Raw genomic sequence first — 23,155 nt, forward strand, 5'->3', positions numbered from 1 at the left:
AGATTTACCTGTGGGCTACCTTTCACACAAAAAAAAAGAAGAATCCAGTTTGGAAAAATAGGAAACTACCGAAACACCCGAACCCCGGATAATGAACGTAATCCCGAACTAAGCGGAGGAGCAAACCTGAGACCAAAATTTCTTGATAACGATGAAACTCTCGATCTTCTGATGCGAGGCACAGAAGTTGGAGTTGCCCTTTGTTGCTTTTGTTCTCTGGCCGGTTTTTCTGCAACATCTGGACAAACAGAAATGGGGGGAACTTCAAAGGCCTGTGCCACTTTTAATTTGTCCACTTCTCCACCGTTTTTTAAAGCACGATCTCCTAACGGTCGCGGAGGTCTGGAAGCTCTCTCTGTCCGCGCTCGAGATGTTCTCCTTCTCCCCGCAGGAGGCCGGGGAAGTTGTGCCGCCCACGCCGCCACGTTTACCAAAAGCCTTTCAAGCCCCGGGCCTTCTTTGCCGTCCTGCGTATATTTTTCCATTTGATCCAGTTTTAAATAATGGATCGCCCCCAACAAAACACCTACATCAGCATGGCGCGCTTGTGTATGAGACAGAGCCTCCAACAAACCACGCCCCATAGGGTCATGCTTAAAAGCTTCAACGGTTAATTCGGGAACCGATTCAAAAAGCAGTGAAGCCCCCGCGCGTTGGGTCAAAAAGTTTTCATCATTGGGGAGAAGTTTGCGGCCACTAAAAGCCTTCGTTTCATGATAGTGGGCCAACCCCTTTTGGGTGGCATCGCCAAATAAATCACTTTCACTGGCAAACTCCATCCAACCATAGGGAACCAAATCACTAGCCTGCCCCCCATTCAAACTTTTCATGACCACGCGCACACGCCCGCCCGGACTGTCTTGCACCACATCTAAAACAAGGCGATTTCCTGTTTTTTGGTCACGCCACTGGTTGGGAATATCTGTGGGCAAAAAATCTGTTCCCCAAGGAAAATATTCCCCGGCATCCAGTTCTTCCTCATAAACATTTCCCGGGGCCACCTTAAGACACCCTTTCGCATCTTTCCATACATACAAGCGTATACGGGCAAAATCCGTTGAGCTTTTGGCCACCACGGCAGTTCCATCAATCCCTTCTCCTCGGGCCAAGGCAGGCACTAAAGAAACAACTTCAGCCTCCTTGGGAATCCCGTAATTCCTGAATAAATCATCACGTGAAAGCGCAATCATATCCCAGGCCGCTGCAGAAGGTTTTTCTTTGGAATAACGCCCCCCTTCTATTTTGTGCATATGATAAACAAAGGAACGCGGCGCCTTGGAAAGCTGGTCCAGATTGGACGGGATGTTACGAACAAGAATATTGCCATCGGGATGGATGATCATGACCCTGGAGTTTTTACCGGTCGATACTTCTTCTAAAAGATACACGGGATCGGTCATTTCCTTTTTGAATTGGGTCACGTAATAGGCCGGAGCTTCTTCCCCTTCCCTGAAAAGACCCAATTTGTCTTCCACAGGACGTAAACCATAAATATGATGCTCATGGTTTCCATTCCCCATCTCCTCGGTTACGGAAACCAAATCCAGCGCCCCCCCCCGCCAGCCTTCCCTAAAATTAAGAGGGGCTTTTTCATCCAGGTCAAAAAGTTGGGTAAGAATGCGGATAGTCGCGGGCGAATACCCTCCTTGCATGGTCTCATTTGCATGATCCTCATTCTTTTGCCCATTGGCAGGTTTTCCTTCAAAACCAAACAAGGGTCGCAGGGCTGAATTGTAACACAGGGATTGCGTCAATCTGAATCGAACATCCCTTTCGTCCGATTCATCCACCTTTATTCTTAGATCAAGATTGATCCTATCCCCTTCCATTTCCTGGCTCATGAAAACATCTTCGGCTTGCAGAGCATAAATTTGACCAGGATTGCGGGGATTCTGGATATAAACAAGAACGGTGTTATCGACTGTTTCCCCCTTGTTACAATCAGCCACATATTTAAAATTTTGACCTTTAGAGAGGGGCTTCATCAAAATCTGGAAAACAACCTGCAAACCATTGGAATAGCCGAAAAAGGTCATCCAGCGTCTTTTTTCTGATTTTGAACCTGTGTAAACCTGGGTCCAAAAGGTGGGCTGGTCGGGGATCAAAACAATCTTCTCCAAATCAACAGTGCTCAGAAGCTGTTCTTTGGTTGAAGAATCTTCCGAGGCAACGTCTACAAGCTTTGCCGTTTCAAGAAGGGTTCCTCCCCAAGTGGAAGGAGGGGCAACAGGCGGCGGGCTTTCTGTTTCCAAAACCACTCTTATCGTATCATCATAGGCATATTCGGCCTGTTTCTCATTTCTTGTTTTTTCCGGACGAAGCTCGTAATCGGCACTAACACCGGCGGCGTTCATGACCGCCTCATGTGAAAATCGTTCTTCCATCTCAAGATCTCTTAAGACTTTGTCAAAAAGGCTTAAAGAATAGCGATTTCCCCGGGGTGTTTGGAAAATCCATTCCCATTGTTGGCTTACCTCAACAAATTTTAACGGAGTCTCGATTCCATCTTTCACTAAAACCGCTGCGTCCATTTCCATTTGGCGCGTAAGCGGGTGGTATAGAAGACCCCTAAGGTGGGCCGTCACAATGCGCCCTTCTTCCCGGCCTACAAGGGTGTAAGAAAGAGGGATGGGCTCTTTTGCATCACGGCTTTCACTGGAATCAAGAAAAACCCTGAAAGAATTCGACCAAATCAGGCGCCGGCTTGTTTCATCGGCCAGGGTTTTTGCCCTTTGGCGTAATTGTTTCAAATCGGAAACCCCCGCCTCACTTATTACAACAAGCGAGAAAGGATTTTTGCCACTGGCCACAACGCCCAAATAAAAGGGAGTATTTCCTCTTTCGAGTGAAAAGATGCGCCACCAACCCTTGGGTCGGTAATAACGGACATCCTCGCCCAAGGCCTCCCAGTGTTCTTCTCCGGCAGCTCTTACCTGGATGGGATTTTCTTTATCCGGTGACAAAACAAAGCCATTTAAGCGACGATCCGTATCCGCCAATTCTGAAGGGTCCCTAAATCTGACAGGAAGTGAGATTTCATGGCCTGACTCCACACTCCGGACAACAATTCTAAAAGATTTTGAAGAACGTTCTTCCCATATCTGTTGGGGAGTTTTATGTTCCCTAAAAGCACAGTCCAAAACATCACGCACCTCTTGCTGGGAACCCGCTGTCATGGGAAACAAATCCCCCGGCGCAATAAGATCATGCGCTTGAAGGGGAGCTGCAATTCCATCTAAAAAACAAGCTTCAGCGTTTCCTTCCTCGCCATGGGCCAACAGCTCCTCCAATTTTCCACGTTGCCCGTCTGTCAAGGACACCATGGTTTTAACAGGGGGCTTTAAATCTTTTTCGTTGGTGGGGACCAATCTAACTTCACCGTCTTCTGTTTTTACCACAAGAACTTGCCCAGTCTCTAATTTGGCATCAAAAGGTTTCCCCAAAAGACCCATCAAAAAGGCAAGGGGTTCCACATCCGATTTAAAAACAGTCAGAAATCCTTCCTGTTCCTTCAAAAACAGCCTCAATTCTTCCCCACTAGAAAATACAAAATGGAGATATTTTCCATCGATGTCATGTAAAGCCTCATCAGGTTTTAGTTGCGCAACAAGTTTTTCTTCTTCAACGAGATCAAAATGAAGCGAACCTATCCGGCCAACAGGATAGGAAAGAACTTCTCCGGGTTGAGGGCGCCGGGCCAAGTCAATAGAAGGAGCAGGAGCCATTCCATGGCTCTCAAACCAGGCACGTACTTGGGGAGGAAACGACAATTCCAAACCAACGGACAAATCTTCCTCTTCACGAGAAAGGGGAGATAAAAGAGAAGATGTTTTCAGGTCGAGTCCATCACTTAAGTGCTCGGTTCTTTCGATGGGCCAACTAAGCAGACGCCCCTTGGCCTGAGGAGCCTTTGAAAAACGGAAAACAAAATTCATCCAGCGATTATTAACTCTTGCCACAAGCCTGACAGAGGCCCCTTGGGATATTTTTTGGCCCGGCTCAAAAATTCTTCCATCACACCAGGCCTGCCAGGTTTCTCCTTGTTCTTCGACAGAAAGAGGGTTCCCGTTCATGACAAAACCATCATTTACAAAATGGGAAAATCGCCCTTTTTCAAAAACAGAACGAACGTCCATGGCAAGGCTGAAAAAAGAAAATTTTGAGGGGAGCCCCACTTTCACTCGTTCCCCGTGCTCATAATGCCCGGTAATATCCTGGGGCCACTGGGTCAAGGGCCATTCCTGCTGAGCCATATAATCGGCATATATCCCACGGATATTTTCAAGCTGCCGCCAAACAGCCAAGGCTGTTCGATGGGTGTAGGGAAAAGAAACCACTCCATCCACAAATTCCAGATCTTCCACTCTTGTACTCAAATAGTGGATAAGCGACCGAGCCCGTGCCCCATTTGCTTTCAAGAAAACGACACGATCTATTTCATTAACCTCGGCACATAAAACCGGTTTACCCCACTCATCTTCCAAAAATTTTCCCAAGCCGGATTCCCGGTCCCATCCTAAAACATAAGTCCCGCCCACTTTTTGTAATTTGAAAGAACCTTGGGGCCCATTCTCATCTAAAGGGTCCAGAACAGAAACATCACCCCTGTTTCTTAATTTATCCCCTACGCTCGTTGGCTTCGGGGACGAGCCTTGCTGGGTCAAAACCCTGTCCGGCCTTAGGCGGACGGAATCTTGGGTCCAGGGCTTGCCCTGGGGTGCATACCATTGATAGAAACGACATGAACCGCTTAAGCGAACCAGCACCAAACCCAAATCGGGTGCCCCAACCGTTTCCAACTGGAGAGTCATACTGTCATTACGCAAAACAAGGGGCCTCCCATCAACAGGAGTTAACGAAAGACGGCGAACACTGGGGCTGGATATCTGTCTGAATTCTTCGGCAAGTTTAACAATATCACCGGATCTGTTTTCAAAAGCCTTCTTTGAAGGATTTGAAAGAACATGATGCTGATAGGATGCCCATTGATTGATAACACGTTCGGCCCGGTCTTCCTGCCCCTCAGGCACATTCAGCAAAACGCGCCACCCCTCTTTTATGTTTTGGCGCTCGGGGATTGCCCAGTCCGTACCCTCTTTGAGCAAGGCCCCTAATTTTTTCCAGGCATTATCATCATCATCATGCAAAACACCCAAGCTAAGCGTGCGGGCACTTGCCTCAAAAGTCGCATCGAACTGGGGAAGATAGAATCGTGCCGGAGAACTTCCTTCTTGGGGTTGTAAGCTGAAATTTTTTCCTTCACGTTTCAAGAGAACCTTGCCCCAACCAGCATCGCCTATGGGAGTAAGCTCATAAATGGACGTCGCCCCTTCATCACGACGCACCCCTCTGTAAACAACGGGAACCACACCTTCCCCCCATTGAATGCTCACCCGAATTTTTAAGTTGCGTGCAAACAGTTGTGTCAAAGAAGGGGTTGCACCCGTATCCTCTTTAATTTGTAGAGGATAAGAGGTTCGAGATTCTTCAAAAGCTTCGGGCAAAAACCACCTTATCCCATCCCCCTGTTCTTTTACTTCCAAGACATTGGGCCGATTGGGTTTGAGGTTATTAAAATTCTGAACGGCCGCCTGAACTAGAAAAAGGCTGGCCTGATGGTCCTCCTCCCAACATAAGGGTCTGTGAGTTCTTAAAACAGTTTCCTTAAATCCTTCCAAAGCATCCACCAATTGATGAATAAAACCCCAACTTAAATTGTCCCCAAAAATAAGACGGGAAAAATAGGATGGATCTCCTTCATTTTCTGTTCTGGTTGAAGCAAATCCCATGGCTTCAAAAATACGTTTTGCCTGAGAAGTGAGTTTTTTTTCTGGATCATTGGAAATTTCTAGAAGAAGAATGCGTCCTTTTCCTGCATTTTCTTTCCAATACAATACCATCCTGGGGCCAAAAGCCACTCTCTCAAGAAAATCCCTTAAGGGAGACTTTTCCGGCTTTAAAACCCAGGCATCGTTTACATAAACAAGACGAAGATCTCCTTGCATGTTTCCGTGGGCATTGAGAGGTTTAAGCAATCGATCTGTTTCTTGGGCTGTTATTTCATATCGGATAATGGCCGACTGGGGGCTGCCCCATTTCACATCCATATAAAAAGGAGGATGACCTTGGGCATCAAGTCCCGTCAGAACATTTCCATGCCCATCAACAACACGGCTCCATAAACCAACGGGTTCCATGCACGTTTGACTCCATCCCAAGGAATCAGTGGGCTTATTTCCGTTTAAACGAAAAGAAAGAGGAAGTTTGGCATTAAATAACGCTACTCGCTGGCGCATCCCTACATGCAACGGCTCCACAAGGACGAGATCTTCATATTCAGAAGGTTTATAAATAAAACTCGTTTTTTCAACACTCACTTGAGATTGTCTCAAGGGAGAAAGGCCCTCTTTTTTTAAAATTTCCAAAAAAGACTTTAAGGGCTCATCGACACTCCTTTCAGAAAACCCAGCCAGGCTTAAGAGATTTTGAATATAGGGGTCATGATCCACTTGAAGTGTTTGATCAGAAACTACATGGGAATGGGTGCCTTCTTTTAAATGAGCCAGATAAAGCTGCCCCTCTTTTTCAAATAACAAGACAATCCCATTCTGGGGGATGGTCGTACAAACAAGATATTTATCCCCTTGGTCATAAAAAATTCCCGGATGATCATCAGGTAAGTTTTGGAACCATCCCAGACTGAAAGGTTCTCCTTCTTCAGGGTAAAGGGGAACAAAGCCAATGCTTCCACCCTCCATAGAACTTTCCCCCCGTGGGTCCAATTCAAAACCAGCAAGAACATTTTCTTGGCTTAGCTTAAATAGCGTTTTTCTCCCTTCCCCATCGCTTAAAATATGGGCTCCAAGAAAACTCTCCCCTTCAAAAACAGGATTGATATCATCATTGGCCAACATGGCTGAAACAGGAAAACTCTCAATCCCTTGTACCATTTTCAGCGATATTGCCCCTTTCCCCTCCTTTGCCAAAAGAACAAATTGATTATAACGCCAGGGATGAGTTTGGCGTTCTATCCACCCAAAACAAAGAAAACTGCCATTCCAAATAAGGGCACGCAAATAATTACAGTCATCGGACGATTCTTGATTTACAAGAAAAAGAATACGGATATCAGGGGTCGCCCTGCCCGGATAGGTATAAGTAAAAAGATTGGGAGTATCTAAAGGAAGGGCCAGGAGCCAGGCCTGCATTTTTTGATGATCAAGAATGCATTGATGCATCTTATCGACAGTACCTGGATCAACATCCACATGATAACGGGGAACACCCTGGCGATCCAAAGAATCCAGCACAATTCCTTGATTATCAAAACCCACCCGCATTTGGTTTGATCCAATGCTTGCCTCACACCCCCGGGCTAGCTCATCAAATCCCGGGAAAAAACCCTGGAGTCTTTCTCTAGGTGGGGTAAGTTCAGAATCGTGGATCTCCCGCGATGAATATTTTAAGGTGCCCAGAATCTTCTCACATATTTGTTGTTCCTTGGGATCATCCCACCTGAAAGAAATAAAATGCCAAGCATTCAGATGATCTCTGATCGCTACAGACACAATGGAAGGATTATCTTTACATCCCAAAACAACGGCTTTAGACCGAGCGTCACCGTGTTTTACAAAAAAAACATTGGGATGATCTTCAGCTAATTTATTTAATTTATTTTCAAAAGCCTTTTGCAAAACCATTCCCCGATTTCTCCCGTCCGGATACAAAGGTGGTAAGGCACTATGAAGGGGATTTACAAGCCTTGCGGGACGCTCTGGCCTTCTCCCCGCAACTAGTTTTCTTAAAGTTTCCAAGGTGTCACGACCTTGCGAAAAGCCACCTGTTTTTATTTGAAAAACATTAAGATCTTCAGCCGTGATCTGACGACTGGAAGAAGGAGGATCGGAAAACCCTAAAACCCCCCAAAAATGGCGCGTTTGCGCCTCTGTTAAACCTGGAATAGCCATAATAATTGAATGGCCTCTTATCGGCTTCTACTCGGGGAGGTTGCTAAAAAACTCTTAAGACTTAAAGAAATAAGAGTTGATTCTTATTAATTTATAAAATATCCTCAACACAAATGCGTATATTATTAAATTTAAAATTATACAATAATATTAATATTTTAACTGATGATCCAGCCATCATAAATGAGGCTAATTTATGGGGAAAAGAATGTATATTTAATTATTCCTCAATACCAATGAGGATATTTGACACACCTTTTGCCACCATTTCTCTTTTGTATGGCCCCCGACAAGTAGGAAAAACCTCCAGCCTTAAACTCTACTTAAGCCAGGTTCAGGATTCTGAAACTCTTATTTATACCGACTGCTCCGTCATGCTGGACAAAAAAGACCTCTATGAGCATCTTTCCAGCAGCATTCAGGGAAGGTCCACAATCGTATTGGATGAAGTTCAATCCGTACATGATTGGCACTTGGCCCTGCGCACGCTTTACTCCGAAGGGAAATTGTCCCAATCCCGCATTTGGTGTACAGGAAGTGAGGCCCGCTACCTGCTTGAAAGCGGCGAAAGACTTCCGGGCCGAAAAGGAGAAGGTAAAAATATTTTTTTGAGGCCCTGGAATTTCAGGGAATTTGTCGATTTTTTTTATCCTCATTTAGCAACACCCTATCAGGGTCTTCACTTTCATCATTTAAATCAAAATTGGCTGAATGATCAAAAAATCAATTGGGAAAAACCATGGAACGAATATTTAAAAACGGGGGGCATTCCGCAAGTCGTTGGTTATTACAAACAAAAAGGGCACATCCCCGATCATGTCTGGCATGTATATCGGGATTGGATTTTGGGAACTTGGTCAAAGGTCAGAACCCCTGAACGATCGCTTATGGCAGTTTCCAAACGCTTGATCACAACTATGAACAGCCGCATCGATTATGAAGTCTTAAAAAAAGGAACCGATATCCAAAGCGCTAACACGGTCAAAACCTTGATCGACATGCAGGAAGACCATTTTTCCATAAGAACACTTCCTAAATTTGACATCCACAAAAAGGAGTTCGTCCCTTCCAAACAGAAAAAAATGTATCCACTCGATCCCTTTGTCGCACAGATATTTGCTTCCATCGGATTTAATGTCAGACGAACTTTTGATGAAAGCCTTCCCCAGATGAAACTGGATGAATGCGCCTTTCTGGCACAAACCTTAAGATATGCCGATGATATTCAGGCGAGCTATTTATATAGTCAGACTTCAAAAGCGGAGATCGATTTCCATTTCGACAACTGTTGTTTTGAACTCAAATCACAAGGCCTTCCCTCCAAAAAACAAGGCGAATTACTCAAGATGTGTCCCCAAAATTTCGTGATTCAAAAAGACAAACTACCCTTAATGGCCTATCTGGTTGCAGAAAAAAGATATCTTGGTGAAACTAATGTTAGTTAGAAAAAAGGTAACTGGTCAACACTTCTCAAAATCAAAAGAAATTGGACATGCCCCGTCCCGCAAACGGGACCCCGCTACGCGGTGGTCGAACCATGATTCTTGATATAAATGAGTAAATATTGTCCAAGAATGACCCTTCGATCACCGCGTAGCGGGACCCCGTATGCGGGGCAAGCTCAGGGTGTCCATTTTTTTGTATTTTGTTGAAAGTGCTAACTAGTTAGTGCCTGTCGGGAAACTCCCCTAAGTTTTTTGTGATTTGACCAAATGAAAACCTGCCTTCAGAGAAAATTAATCGAGAACGAGGGTCGATGGTGGAAGAAAAATTTAGATTGCTTTTATATTCCATTAGCTTAGTAGGAGCAAATTGCGGTTTTAACACTTAAGGAGGATTGTATGGCTATTTCATCTGTGAGTTTGAATTTCCCGGTTTTAAGCCAAGCCCTTTTGGGGGGTGTTCATGGTGGGGGATCTGTTGTTGTCCGGGCGAGTAAATACGATTACTACGAAGTGGTAAAGGGGGATTCCTTGAGTAAAATCGCCAAAAGAATTTACAGTACGGTTCCCTATCTGGCGAAGTTGAATCGTATTTCAGCACCTCACCAGATTCAAGTGGGACAAACTCTCAAAATTCCAGCTCGCGATTTTTAACTCAAGCCTCATTTTTGGAGGACTTATGCCTATTTCTTCAGTGAATTTAAATGCACCCATTCTTTCAAATGCTTTCTTGGATGGTTTTTATGGCGGGGGACCTCCGGGCGTAAAGCGAGAAACTAGCTACGATACTTACCAAGTCAAAACCGGGGATTGTTTGATTGCCATTGCAAAAAAATTCGGTACCTCGGCTGCTTATTTGGCAGAACTCAATAAACTTCCCAATCCTGATCTGATCAAAGCGGGACAAATCCTCAAAACTTCAGAGAGGCATTACTTGACTATCATGGTTCCCTGAAGTTTTCCAATTCAGGGTGCGACTTTGCTCACCATGTTCCTGTAGGGACGATCCTTGTGATCGCCCTCTCCTACATTGACCCAATTTGATGGTTTTCGCGGACATGGGCGAATATCGGGTTGGGCGAACACCAGGTTCGTCCCTCGTGGCGGGGATGGGCCGAAGAATCACAAGACATTGAGCGCGAAAAAGATCGTAAACGGGATATTTCGCAAGGGCAAGGAGTTGTTGGTCGGGTTGGGACGGAATACGGTTCTCAAGGTCCGCCGGGAGCGCGCGTTGTCGGAAGCGTCGATAGCGACGATCAGATGAACCCAGTTTCCCGACAGGTACTAGTTACGAAAAAAGTAAAAACTGGACGATAGATAAAAGAGCTGTTTATATTGCAAAAAATTGTTGTAAGGGCGTTTTGTGCCAAAGGCATCCCTTCGGGACAAAACACCCCTCCCCGACATGACCTATATTCCTCAAAACATTCATCACATTCACCTCACCGCCATTTGCGGCACGGGCATGGGTTCGCTTGCGGGGCTGCTTGTAAAACGTGGTTTTAAGGTAACCGGGTCGGACCAAAATACTTACCCCCCCATGAGCACTCAGCTTGAAAATTTGGGAATCAAACTTTTTACTGGTTACAAACCTGAAAATTTAAACCCCAAACCCGATTTAGTCATTGTGGGGAATGCCATTCCCAAAACAAATCCTGAAGCCGAAGAGATCTTACGCCAAAATATCCCCTACACCTCGATGGCGGCGGCGCTTTCGCATTTTTTCATCACAGGCAAAGAATCGATTGTTATTTCAGGAACTCATGGAAAAACAACAACAACGGCATTACTTTCTCATTTGTTGGTTGAGCTAAGTGCGGGACCTTCTTATTTGATTGGAGGCATTTTGCAGGAAGATCTTCCCAATCATGCGTGGAATGAAAAAGGAAAGTATTTTGTGGTCGAAGGCGATGAATATGACACGGCTTTTTTCGATAAGGGTCCCAAGTTTTGGCACTATCAACCCCATCACACCATCATCACCTCCCTTGAATTCGATCATGCCGATATTTATCGCGACCTCGATCATTTGTGTTCTTCATTTGAAAAACTGATTGAAAAAATAAATCCGAAGGGATTTCTGCTTTACTGCAATCATTATCCGCGGCTTTGTGAGCTGGTTAAAAAGTCAAATGTAAAAACAGAATCGTATGGCTTAAAGGAAGGAAATTGGAGCGCAAGTAACTTCCAAAGCGAGCAACCCTTCGACGATGCTTCGACTGGCTCAGCACATCGGCTCAGGGTGTCCGATTCTGGACATGGTAAGCCCCGTCGAACCATTCAACCATACTCTACTTTCACTGTCCTCTATCGAGGTCAACGTGAGGGATTGCTCCATTCCCCCCTCATGGGAGACCATAATATCCAAAATGTCCTAGCCGCTTACGCCCTCCTTCGTCATTTGGGTTTTGGCCATCAAAAAATTTCAGAAGCTCTCCAAAGTTTTAAGGGAGTCAAACGCCGCCAGGAAATACGGGGCACAATCAACAATATTATTGTCATGGATGATTTCGCCCACCACCCCACGGCTGTGCGCGAAACCATTGCAGCCGTTAAAAAACGTTTTCCCAAGCACACACTCTGGGCCATCTTTGAGCCGCGCTCCAACTCATCTAAACGAAATATTTTTCAGAAAGATTATGGGGAATGCTTTACGGGAGCAGATCAAGTCATTATGGCCGATGTTTTCATGCCCGAAAAAGTAAAAGACGGACACGTTTTGGATGTCGATACCGTCGTAAAAGATGTAAACAGCCAGGGCATCAAAGCCCAACACATTTCAGGAGTGGAAAACATTGTGACCCATCTTGCCTTGCACACCAAACCTGACTCCATTGTTTTGATCATGAGTAACGGCGGTTTTGGGGGCATTCACGAAAAATTGCTTAAAGCGTTATTGCAGAGTGACCCTTCGAGAGCCTCAGGGTGTCCCAACTAAGCTATAGTGGACATGGTGAGGTTCTCGAACCATGAACTCGAGTTTGTTAGAGATCCCCTTAAGAGACTTGTAGGAGCGTATCGTCCCGAAGGGATGCCTTTGACACAATACGCCCTTACTTCTTCCCAAACAGTTGAAGAATTTATTGAATTCCTCTAATCTTGGCCCTTCATGCACAAACCTGCTCCAAAATGGCTGAAGTTACTTATCACACTGGCGGCCTTGTTTGGGTTCATGGTTTTTTTATTTCATTTTCTTTTCAATTCAAACTGGTTTCAGCAATGGGCCATTGGAACTGCCAATCGGGTTATTGGCATCCATGTCAAATCCGAAGCTTTGCGATTTAATGCCCTCACCGGCCGCTTTGAAGGCAAAAACCTCGTTGTCAAAATACCCAAGGCCGAAAGCACCATTGAAGTCAGTTCCTTCAAACTCATTTTCAATCCATGGTCAGTCCTCCTTCGAAAAGTGGAACTCTTTGATGCCAAGGCCAGTGGCATTAAAATTAATTTGGGGAAAATATCCCAAGCCAAAACCTCCCCCAATCCCAAAACCCCCGTCCATATTCGCAAAATACTGGATACCATCGTTCTAGATAAGGCCCATCTTGGTGACATCACCTTTGTTTTTCCCGATGGCAGCCGTTTGTATTTTGGAGAAATGAAATTATCGGCCACCAAACCATTCCTTTTTTACAAAAAAGCCTATTCCATCAATTGGAAAAACATCATTGCCAAAACACAAAAAATGGATGTCTTCGCCGACAGCGTCAGTGCCAATGGTTCGTTTAACCTTCCCTTAGATGAAAAGACGGGAAAACTATCCCCAAAGATTGACGGAGATCTTCAGTTCAAAAAACTCTTGCTGGCCGTTTCCAAAACCCCCACACCCTGGAATAAATCCCAAGGGTGGGATGATTCGCTCATTCCTCTTCTTTCATCCAAATATGGCCTCCCAATTCCTGAAGACAAGACCTATGCCTATTTTGACAAAATCCATCTCCCCTTTTACGTTGGAGATGATTCCATCCGCCTAAGACAGGGGCTTATCAAGGCCTTTGGCGGTCAGGCCCACTTAAGTGCTTCATGGGAAAAAGAAACCCAAAAAACAAAATGGGTCATTTTTAATTCAGACTCTTTCAAATTCAAACATCTTCCCTTTGGCAAGGCCAACATAAAAAACGCCTTTGGACAGGCCAGGCTCACTTTTAAGGGGGAAGGCAGTTTTAAAAAAATAAACGAGAACAAGCTTGAAAGTGTTCTTTCAATCGAATTTTTAGACAACCAATTTTCTCCGGATGCCGGTGACTTGAATTTGGGTTCCCATTTGAATATGAAGCAAGGAAAAATCGAAATTCCGGATTTAAACCTTAAAATCGGTTCCAAACTTCTCAAAGCGAGTGGCCATATCAGCTTGCCGGAAAAAAACATCCAACTCGCCCTGAAAAGTGACCCCCTTGACCTTAAAAGCATTCTTCACCTTTTCTCGAAAATCGACATGCCGGGAGACATTTCGGCAGAGGGAAACATGCGCGGAGCCTTATCAAACCCGGAAGTGGATCTGAATATAACCTCAAGTGGCTTTGCCTATGAAAGTCTTTTTGCAGGCACTTTTCAGGGGGGGCTTAAAATCAGGGACAAGAAACTTTCTTTGTCAGGGGTAAGTAATTTAGGAGAAGGCCACGGGTCTCTTAATTTGGATATTAAAGAAGTGTTCCGTTCTTCATTGCAGGTTTTTGACCTGAAGACAGAATTTGTTTCCATGCCGGCCAATCTTGTTTTGAAAACCCCCGTGTTCCAGGGTATTTTAGATGGCCACTTTTCATTGCACAAAGAAAAAGGGGATTATAAAGGTCAGGGCCTGGCCACCCTTTCAAAGGTAACCTGGTATGGTGTTCCTTTCGAAAAAATTTCAGCCAAACTGGACATGGGAAACAACACTTTCAATCTGCTCAATTCCCAAATTGTTTTTGAGAACCAGGAAGTTTTTACAAATACAAAACCCTTTGCCTTTACTTTCGACAAAAATGGTTACACCTTCAACGGGCCTGTCTTTAAAAACGTCGATCTCCAAGGGACCTTTCTCAATATAAAACCCGAAATGCTGCACATGGAAATATCAGCCACCCAGGCCGATCTTTCATTTGTGGAAGCTGTTTTTCCATTTAAGGTGGACACCATCATGGCTTCCGCAAAAGCCACTGTTGACTATGCCTTAAAAAGCCCCCTTGATTCAGAAGCCCAGATTGATCTTTTGGCGCTGCACATAGAAGGAGAGGAAAAATCAATCCATCTCAATTCAAAAACCTCCCTGCATTACAAAGACAAGATTCTTGATTTTTCTCCAACATCCACCCTTCTGGGAAAGGGAGGCTTAAGGCTTGAAGGACCTTTGGGGATGGAAGGAAATTCCAATTTAAAAATAAAGGGGCAGATCGATTTTCATCAAGCCAGTGAAATTCACTCACAACTTGTCGAAGGAGAAGGCCTGGCCGATGTGGATCTTACCTGGAAGGAAAGCCTCTTTCATCCTGAATTTTTTGGCACCCTTAAACTGGACAAGGCCACTTTGCTTTTCAGGAATTTGCGTTCAGAAATAAGTGAGGCCCATGGAACCATTTTATTGGAAGGCCCCCGTTACCAGTTCAACAATGTCCGTTTTAACTATGATGATAGCCCGGCCCTGTTAAATGGCTGGGTTGTCTTGGAAAAACAGGAACTCGCATCTGATAACAATAACGCCCCTGTGTCTGTCATTACCTCTGCCAACCTGAATTTTAGGGCAGAAGAGCTTTCCATGAACAGGGAAGACCAATGGCATATTCTTGCCGACACAAATGTTCACTTAAGCGGCAGTTTGGCAAGCACACTCAAATTATCAGGAAGTTTAAATATCGTGGATGGTCTGTACTATAAAGACTATTCCGTTTCTCAGTTCATTTTCAAACCAGTGGGAATTGTTTATAAAGAAGAAGAGACCTTCCCCCAAATATTCAAAGAAACCCAATTTGATCTGAATATTAAAAGCCCCGGTGAATTTCTTATCAAAAATAACCTGGCCGAACTCACATTGGTGACTAACCTGCATTTGACAGGCACAGGAACATTTCCGCAATTGACGGGGTCGATTAATATTAATGGGGGCATCATTCGTGCTTTGGGGATCAATTTTGAAGATGCCACCGGCTTTGCCAATTTCACCCAAAAAGGAAGCTTGAAGCCCTATATGGAAATGAGGGCCACCCGAAACATACGCGATGTCGAGGTTTATGCACGTATTCGGGGGCCTGCGGATAATCTTGAACTTACCTTGGAATCAACCCCGGCCTTAAACCAGAACGACATCATTTCCCTGATTGCCTACGGGCAAACGCCCGACGAATTATCCAACGAAAAGAGAAACCTTTTTTCAAGGGCCGCCCTTACCTCGCAAGTGGCCAGCGCACTGCAGGCGCCCCTTTCCAAGGCCACACATTTGGATATCGTCAAGGTGGAAACCGACTACACAGAAAATTCCTCCTCCTTTTCCCGTTTTGCCATTGGCAAACAATTATCCGAACGTGTGGCCATTACTGTCAATACCGATCTGGAAGTTGAAACGGCTTCTCAAGGATTGGGGCTTGAATATTTGATTACTGATAATTTACTGATCAAAGGAAGCAAGGATACAGGAAGTCGCTATCGTTTTGATTTAACCTGGCGTATGGAGGCCTATTGAAAAGAGCAATTTATTTTCTTTTGCTTTTAGTTCTTAGCATCATCCCGCTTTGGACATCGCTTGCGGCCAAAATGCCCACTATTGGTGTGATTGTGTGGCACTTGGATCTTTATCGGCTAAAAGAAACCGAAGTGAAGAACCTTGTTCCTATAGAAAAGGGGCAATCTTTTACTGAGGAACTACTAGCAAGCACAGAAAAGGATCTCATCTCCTCGGCCCTTTTTGAAAAAGTTGAAATTACCCAAAAAAAAAGTGGAAATACGATCAATCTAGACATTTACCTGAAAGAAGCCCAAGTCATTCGTGCCATCACCGTCAAGGGACAGCTCCCTTTCTTGGAGAAGAAAATTTTGCGCATCAGTTCCCTTCAACCGGGAGAACCCTTTGATTTTTCAAAAATGGAGGAAAGCCGGAGGCGTATCGTTCTTTTTTACCAAAAATATGGTTATTACGGCACCAAGGTTAACATCACCCCTTTTAAACGGGAAAAAACCAATGTCATCGATCTTAAAATTGATATCAAGCGTGGATATACTTATCACTTGGGTCGGGTAAGCGTCTCGGGGAATACAGCGTTTACTGAAAACAGGTTGAAAAACATCGTTTATGGACCTTCCATTTTCAGACCCTCTTTGGTCCGCAAACAAATCAAAAAGATTGAAGCCCTCTATTTAAAACACGGTTATGTGCGCGCCAAGGCGAAAATAGAGCGTTTTGCCTATAATCCCGTCACAAAAAAAGTGGACGTATTCATAAAGATTAACGAAAGAAAAAAACTGGATCTGCATTTTTCCGGAAACCGTCTCATCAAAAACCAGACCCTCAAAAAACACACAAGCTTTTTTAAAGAGCACGGCTATGACCGTTTCAGCATTGAACGAAGTGGGAAAAGAATTTTACAATTTTATCGCCTTAATGGTTTCTTTTTTTCCGAAATAGAAACACTGGTTGAAAATGATGAAAAAGAAATCGACGTCACCTTTAACATTCATGAGGGCCCCCGCACACGCCTTGGGCACTTAAACATTGAAGGTAACAAAAAATTAAGTGATAAAAAATTGAATGCCGTCATGGAGAACAAAAAACACACCCTGACCCAACAGGGGTTCTTCTACTTGCCCTCCATTGCCGACGATCTTTCAAAAATAAAAAACTATTATCATGACGAAGGTTATCTCGATGTCGAGATCGAGGGTTTTAATTCTTTTTTTAATACTTACAAAGATACAGCGACTCTGAACATCGACCTTACCGAAGGTAAGGCCTATAAAATAAATTCCATTCTTTTTGAAGGAAACTCCAAAATCTCAACTGCCAAACTGCTTGATCGTATTTTAATAAAAAAGGGGAAAGTGCTGACAAAAGAAGATCTTGAAAGATCAAAAAACAGGCTTTTAAGTTTTTATGACAAAAATGGGTTCATTTACTCCCAAATCGAAACCACTATTAACAAAGATCCGGACAAACCTGAGGTCACTCTCATCTTTAATATCAGTGAAGAAGCCCCCTGCAAAGTGGGAGAAGTGATCATTCATGGAAATTATGAAACAAAATTGAAAACCATCCACGACACACTCAAAATAAAATCCGGGGATGTTTATTCAAATAAAAAGATGCTCGATGCCCAGCTTAACTTGAAAAGGCTCGGCATTTTTGATTTTGTCAACATAACGCCCATCGGTGTGGAACAGGAAAAAGACGTCATCGATCTGGTTGTCAATCTTCAGGAAAGAAAAACCATCACCCTGGATTTTCAGGTGGGTTATGACAGCGATAAATTGGGTTCGGGACAGATTCTTTTTACCAAACGGAACCTCTTCGGTCAGGGAAAACAGTTCCAGTTTCGCGGTGTCGGCGGCTTTGAATTAAACCGTGGTGAAGTAACATTTCTCGTACCACGAATTTTTGGGGCCAGCTGGAATTTGGTCAATCAATATTTCATAGAGTATGAGGATGATGAAAATTTCAACGCCATGTCCTATGGCGGTTTTGTCGGGACAGTCAAAAGATTCGGTTCGGACTGGACCCTCTTCCTAAAACTCCAGATTTCACACTTCAATATTTTTGAAGACACCAGCAATAGCTCGGCCCTTGGGGGAAATCTCTTTGACAATACCTTTTCTGAACCAAGTGTGGCCGTCGGTTATGATACCCGCAACAATATCGCAGATCCAACCAAAGGCCTCTACGCGCTGGTTTCAACCGAATTCGATACGGACCTGGCCGATCCTTCCAATAATTTTAATATTTCCAAATTCAATCTTGCCAACTATTTAAGCATTTCAAAAAAGCTGACCCTGGTGAACAATTTCAGGCTTGGCAAGCTTTTTAAAATCCGCGATTCAGAACACATCCCTGCCAACAAGCTTTTTTTCATGGGGGGAAACGATACAATCCGCGGCTTTGATGAAGACGCCGTCAAGGATGAGGGTGGAACCACTTCGTTAATTTATAACGGTGAATTACAGTATCAATTGTTTAATTCGTTCAAACTGGCTGGTTTTGTTGATATAGGCAGCCTCACCGACTCTTTTGATGAAATGGACAGCGATTCCTTCAGGGAATCGGCAGGCGTTGGCCTTCGTTATATCACCCCCATCGGCCCCATCCGGCTTGACTATGGTTTTGTGCTTGATAAAAGGGAGACCGAAAATGGACAACGCTTCCATTTTTCATTTGGGTATTATTTTTAATCCGTATGGGCGCTGCTTGCCGCGCCCATACACGGCAAATAGAGGGCGCAGCAAGCGGCGCCCGAAAAATCATGAAATCCACCACCGAAATAAACGTGCGTTTCTCCGACTGCGATCCCATGGGGCATGTCAACAACGCCAATTACTTCACCTATATGGAGCAGGCCCGTGTCGTCTTTTTTAAGAACTTTTATGATCTTCCAACGGAAGGACATGTGGGCCCTGAAACCTTTCCCTTTATCCTTGCCGAAATTTCCTGCCGGTTTCTAAAACCGGTTTTCGTCGACCAAAACCTGGTCGTTCATTTAAGAGTAAGCGAAGTTAAAAATTCGAGTTTCTTTTTTGAATATGAATTAAAAGAAAAAAGTACCGGCGACCTGGCGGCTACAGGCAAATCAGCCCAGGTGTATTATGATTATAAAATCGGGAAACCCATGCCCTTGCCAAAGGAATTTAGGGAAAAATTATTGCGGTAACTCTGGTCCCTGAGCGGAGTCGAAGGGCTGGCCACCTCGACTCCGCTCGGTGACCAGCCAACGCCCCTACATTTTATTGCGCAACAACCGGTGATATTTAATGGCAAAACGATGGGCTTCATCACGGATTCTTTGGAGCAACATGAGTTCCGGCGAACCACTTCTTAGCTTGAGCGGATTTTTTCTTCCGGGAATGTAAATTTCATCCTCGGCCCTTCCACTCCACGCACTCTTGGAACGCGCTCCCTGCCTTTTTCCCTTGGCAATGCCGATAACAGGAACCTGCTCATGCCCAAGCTCCTTTAAGACCTGTAGCGCCACGCCCAATTGCCCTTTCCCTCCATCCATCATGATGAGATTTGGGAGTACATTGTCTAAATCCCCCCTACCCCCCTTGTTTTCTGCCAGAGGCAGATCCGCCTTTGGCGGAAAAGGGGGAATGAGGGGGATTTTAAACCTTCTTCCCAATACCTCCCTCATCATCAAATAATCATTGGGTTCTGCCGGAGCCTGCATTTTATAATGCCTGTAAAGATTTTTATCCGCCTTCCCCTCAACAAAAACAACACGGGACGCCGTGGCATGTTTTCCTGAAATATGGGAAACATCATAACATTCGATGCGGTGTGGAATTTCAGCCATTCCCAAAACATCCTTGACACCGGATAGAATCTCATCTGTTTCCCTATTTTTTTTCACCCATTTCCCGAATTGGGATTCGGCATTCCTGCATGCCAATTCGATCATTTCTTTTTTGTCCCCTTTTTTTGGCGAACGGATGGAAATATTTTTTTCCTTCTTTTCCGATAAAATTTCCTGAAGAGCCCCCATATCCTCCGGGAGAGGGCTTGCCAAAATTTCATCGGGAATAAAAACATCCCCAAGATAGTATTGTTTTAAAAAAGCCTCCATCACATCAGAAGGCTCATCTAACACATCCATGGAAATGGCCCGTGAATCGACAAGAGATCCTTCCCTTACATGCAAAAGGGCCACAATACCCTTAGCTCCTTCACTATAAAGACAAACAATATCCTGCTCTCTGGCCCCATGGTGTACGACATGCTGTTTTTCAAGTGTGCTGGAGATGTGGGACATAAGATCACGCAGACGCGCCGCCTCTTCAAAATCCGTCGTTTCTGAAGCCGATTCCATTTTTGATTTCAATTCATCTAATAATTGATCGTTCCTGCCTTCCAGAAAAAGACGCACTTGATCTATTTGCCTTTGGTATTCCTCCTTGCTTACGTACCCCACACAGGGTGCACTACAGCGTTTGATCTGATATTCCAGACACGGCCTGGACCTGTTGGAGAACTCGTGATCAGAACAGGTACGCAACATGAAATACCTATAAATAAATTCAGTCGTTTGCCGGCATGCATCGGCACTTGAATAGGGCCCAAAATAAAGGGCCCCGTCTTTTTTTATTTTGCGTGTGACTGTAAGGCTTGGAAAGGGATGCCCCACATTTATCTTCAGACTGACATAGGACTTGTCATCTTTGAGGAAAATATTGTACCGGGGTTTGTGTTTTTTGATGAGGCTGTTTTCCAAAAGGAGGGCTTCTTTTTCTGTGCCCGTGATCAAATAATCAATATCAGTCACCCTCTTCATCAAGAACTCAATCTGGTAACGGGCAAGGGCTTCTTTCCCAAAATACTGCTTTACGCGTGCCCTAATATTTTTGGCTTTGCCGACATAAATGATTTTTCCCCCTTCGTTCTTCATCAAATACACACCGGGGAAAATGGGGAACTCGGAGATTTTATTAACAAGAGAATTCATGGGTGTGTAGGGACCCCGCGGTGCGGGGTCCCTACTCTATACCAAACTTCAGTTCGATCTTTTTTAATCTTTCTATTTCATCACGGATTTGAGCCGCCTCTTCAAATTGAAGTTCCTTGGCCAGTTTTTTCATTTCCTTTTTTAACTCTTCAACACGATCAGGAATTTTATACAGCGCCACCTCCCCCCCCATAGCCTCAGGCAATTCAGGAGTGACATAGTCGGCATTAGCGACAACCAATGAATCACGGATGGCTTTGATGATTGTTTGCGGTGTGATGCCGTTCTTTTTATTGTAAACTTCCTGGATTTCCCGTCGACGCTGGGTTTCCCCCATGGCTTTTTGAAGGGACGCCGTCATTTTGTCGGCATAGCAAATCACTTTCCCATGCACATTACGTGCGGCTCTCCCAAATGTCTGAATGAGTGATCTTTCCGATCTTAAAAAACCTTCCTTGTCGGCATCCAAAATGGCCACCAGGGAAACTTCGGGCAAATCAAGCCCTTCACGTAAAAGATTAATCCCCACCAGCACATCAAATTTTCCAAGACGCAGGTCACGCAAAATTTCCATTCGCTCCAGGGTTTCCACCTCTGAGTGCAAATATTTAACGCGCACCCCTTTTTCCAAATAATATTTCGTCAAATTTTCAGACATGCGTTTGGTAAGCGTGGTCACTAATACCCGCTCCCCTTGACCAGTGACAATTTCTATTTCCTTTAAAAGGTCATCCACCTGACTTTCAACCGGTTTGACGACAATAACAGGGTCTAAAAGACCCGTCGGGCGCACCACTTGCTGGGCGACTCTCCCCTTGCTTTTTTCCAATTCGTAAGGGCCAGGGGTCGCTGAAACATAAACAACCTGGTCCGTCATTTTCTCAAATTCTTCAAATTTGAGAGGACGGTTATCAAGGGCGGAAGGAAGTCTGAACCCATATTCCACAAGGGTCATCTTGCGGGAACGATCTCCTTGATACATTCCCCCAATTTGCGGAACCGTAATATGCGATTCATCGATGATTAAAAGATAGTCCTTGGGAAAATATTCCAACAGTGTCGGCGGCGGCACTCCAGGAGTGCGGCCCGTCAAATGGCGCGAATAATTTTCAATCCCCTTGCAAAAACCGATTTCTTCGATCATTTCCAAATCATAACGAGTGCGCTGGTCGATGCGCTGGGCTTCCAGCAGCTTGTTTGTTCGCTGAAAATGCAGAATCCTTTCTTGCAATTCTTCCTTAATGGCCAAGGCAGCCCGCTTTAATTCTGATTCGGGAGTCACGAAATGGGAACCGGGATAAATAGCCACACGGTCCAGCTTTTCCAATTTGGTTCCACGCAAAGGATCAATGACATAGACTTCTTCCACTTCATCCCCAAAAAATTCCATGCGAATGGCTTTTGCATCTTCGTAAGCGGGAAAAATCTCCACCACATCCCCGCGCACCCTGAATGTTCCCCGATGAAAATCGACATCGTTTCTTTCATACTGAATCTCAATAAGCTTTGCCAAAATGGCATCGCGGGCCACACTCATTCCTTTTTTGATGTCCACAAGCATCCCATAATAAGCTTGGGGCGAACCCAAACCATAAATACAGGAAACCGACGCCACAATGATCACATCGCGCCGTTCAAGAAGAGAATGCGTGGCCGCATGGCGCAATTTGTCGATATCTTCGTTAATGGCCGAATCTTTTTCTATGTAAGTGTCGGTACGAGGCATATAGGCCTCGGGTTGGTAATAATCGTAATAACTGACAAAATATTCGACGGCATTATGCGGAAAAAGTTCCTTGAATTCGGAATACAACTGGGCGGCAAGTGTTTTGTTGGGCGCCATCACCAAGGTGGGCTTTTGTACCTGATTGATAACATGAGCCATCGTATAGGTTTTTCCCGAACCGGTAACTCCCAAAAGAGTCTGGTGTTTTAATTTGTTTTGAATTCCTTGGGCAAGCTGTTTGATGGCTTGGGGCTGGTCCCCCGTGGGACTATAAGAAGAAGTCAATTTAAACAAACTCATGAAAGTAAATCTAACAAAGAGGGTAAAAACAACAAGGAGGAATTAAGAGAAATCAAGGGAGCGGCATTTCGACTCCGCTCAATGACCGCTAAAAAATGCTCCCCG

At 44.6% G+C, this 23,155-nt stretch carries 11 protein-coding genes; 8 read left to right on the forward strand and 3 right to left on the reverse strand.

Features of this window, described 5'->3' with window-relative positions; genetic code table 11:
* Nucleotides 1–65: 65 nt before the first annotated feature.
* Nucleotides 66–7,967 (reverse strand): hypothetical protein, encoded by a 7,902-nt coding sequence (locus A2048_00710; protein ID OGP07675.1) that lies wholly within the window; start codon nt 7,965–7,967, stop codon nt 66–68.
* A gap of 236 nt (nt 7,968–8,203) precedes the next feature.
* Between A2048_00710 and A2048_00715 the strand changes: the two genes are divergently transcribed.
* The 8 genes from A2048_00715 to A2048_00750 all read left to right on the forward strand — a co-directional run bounded on the left by A2048_00715 (nt 8,204) and on the right by A2048_00750 (nt 19,236).
* On the forward strand, nt 8,204–9,412 hold the full coding sequence (locus tag A2048_00715) for a hypothetical protein (GenBank protein ID OGP07676.1): 1,209 nt from the start codon (nt 8,204–8,206) through the stop codon (nt 9,410–9,412).
* A gap of 396 nt (nt 9,413–9,808) precedes the next feature.
* Entirely contained in the window at nt 9,809–10,063 is a 255-nt protein-coding gene (locus A2048_00720) for a hypothetical protein (protein OGP07677.1), read from the forward strand.
* Nucleotides 10,064–10,088: 25 nt separating this feature from the next.
* A complete protein-coding gene (locus A2048_00725) occupies nt 10,089–10,364 on the forward strand; it encodes a hypothetical protein (GenBank protein OGP07678.1) in 276 nt (91 codons plus the stop codon).
* Between the two features lie 75 nt (nt 10,365–10,439).
* Complete coding sequence (locus A2048_00730; GenBank protein OGP07679.1) at nt 10,440–10,676, forward strand: hypothetical protein; 237 nt, start codon at nt 10,440–10,442, stop codon at nt 10,674–10,676.
* Between the two features lie 141 nt (nt 10,677–10,817).
* Nucleotides 10,818–12,350, forward strand: coding sequence for a hypothetical protein (locus A2048_00735; GenBank protein OGP07693.1), 1,533 nt, complete (start codon nt 10,818–10,820; stop codon nt 12,348–12,350).
* A 171-nt stretch (nt 12,351–12,521) separates the two neighbouring features.
* Complete coding sequence (locus tag A2048_00740; protein ID OGP07680.1) at nt 12,522–16,067, forward strand: hypothetical protein; 3,546 nt, start codon at nt 12,522–12,524, stop codon at nt 16,065–16,067.
* On the forward strand, nt 16,064–18,760 hold the full coding sequence (locus A2048_00745) for an outer membrane protein assembly factor BamA (protein ID OGP07681.1): 2,697 nt from the start codon (nt 16,064–16,066) through the stop codon (nt 18,758–18,760). Before A2048_00740 ends, A2048_00745 begins: the two co-directional genes overlap by 4 nt.
* 71 nt (nt 18,761–18,831) lie before the next feature.
* The gene (locus A2048_00750; protein OGP07682.1) at nt 18,832–19,236 is read left to right on the forward strand and encodes a hypothetical protein; all 405 of its coding nucleotides are present in this window, start codon (nt 18,832–18,834) and stop codon (nt 19,234–19,236) included.
* Between the two features lie 66 nt (nt 19,237–19,302).
* Here A2048_00750 and A2048_00755 read toward each other — a convergent pair whose 3' ends face one another.
* Both A2048_00755 and A2048_00760 read right to left on the reverse strand, forming a co-directional pair.
* Entirely contained in the window at nt 19,303–21,024 is a 1,722-nt protein-coding gene (locus tag A2048_00755) for an excinuclease ABC subunit C (protein ID OGP07683.1), read from the reverse strand.
* 31 nt (nt 21,025–21,055) lie between these two features.
* Complete coding sequence (locus A2048_00760) at nt 21,056–23,050, reverse strand: excinuclease ABC subunit B (protein OGP07684.1); 1,995 nt, start codon at nt 23,048–23,050, stop codon at nt 21,056–21,058.
* Between the last annotated feature and the right edge of the window lie 105 nt (nt 23,051–23,155).

Source organism: Deltaproteobacteria bacterium GWA2_45_12, assembly GCA_001797365.1.
GTDB lineage: Bacteria > UBA10199 > UBA10199 > UBA10199 > UBA10199 > UBA10199.

Coding starts and splice junctions, on each gene's coding strand:
- A2048_00715 (OGP07676.1), top strand. CDS start 8,204: ATGAGGATATTTGACACACCTTTTGCCACCATTTCTCTTTTGTATGGC.
- A2048_00740 (OGP07680.1), top strand. CDS start 12,522: ATGCACAAACCTGCTCCAAAATGGCTGAAGTTACTTATCACACTGGCG.
- A2048_00710 (OGP07675.1), bottom strand. CDS start 7,967: ATGGCTATTCCAGGTTTAACAGAGGCGCAAACGCGCCATTTTTGGGGG.
- A2048_00735 (OGP07693.1), top strand. CDS start 10,818: ATGACCTATATTCCTCAAAACATTCATCACATTCACCTCACCGCCATT.
- A2048_00750 (OGP07682.1), top strand. CDS start 18,832: ATGAAATCCACCACCGAAATAAACGTGCGTTTCTCCGACTGCGATCCC.
- A2048_00725 (OGP07678.1), top strand. CDS start 10,089: ATGCCTATTTCTTCAGTGAATTTAAATGCACCCATTCTTTCAAATGCT.
- A2048_00760 (OGP07684.1), bottom strand. CDS start 23,050: ATGAGTTTGTTTAAATTGACTTCTTCTTATAGTCCCACGGGGGACCAG.
- A2048_00720 (OGP07677.1), top strand. CDS start 9,809: ATGGCTATTTCATCTGTGAGTTTGAATTTCCCGGTTTTAAGCCAAGCC.
- A2048_00755 (OGP07683.1), bottom strand. CDS start 21,024: ATGAATTCTCTTGTTAATAAAATCTCCGAGTTCCCCATTTTCCCCGGT.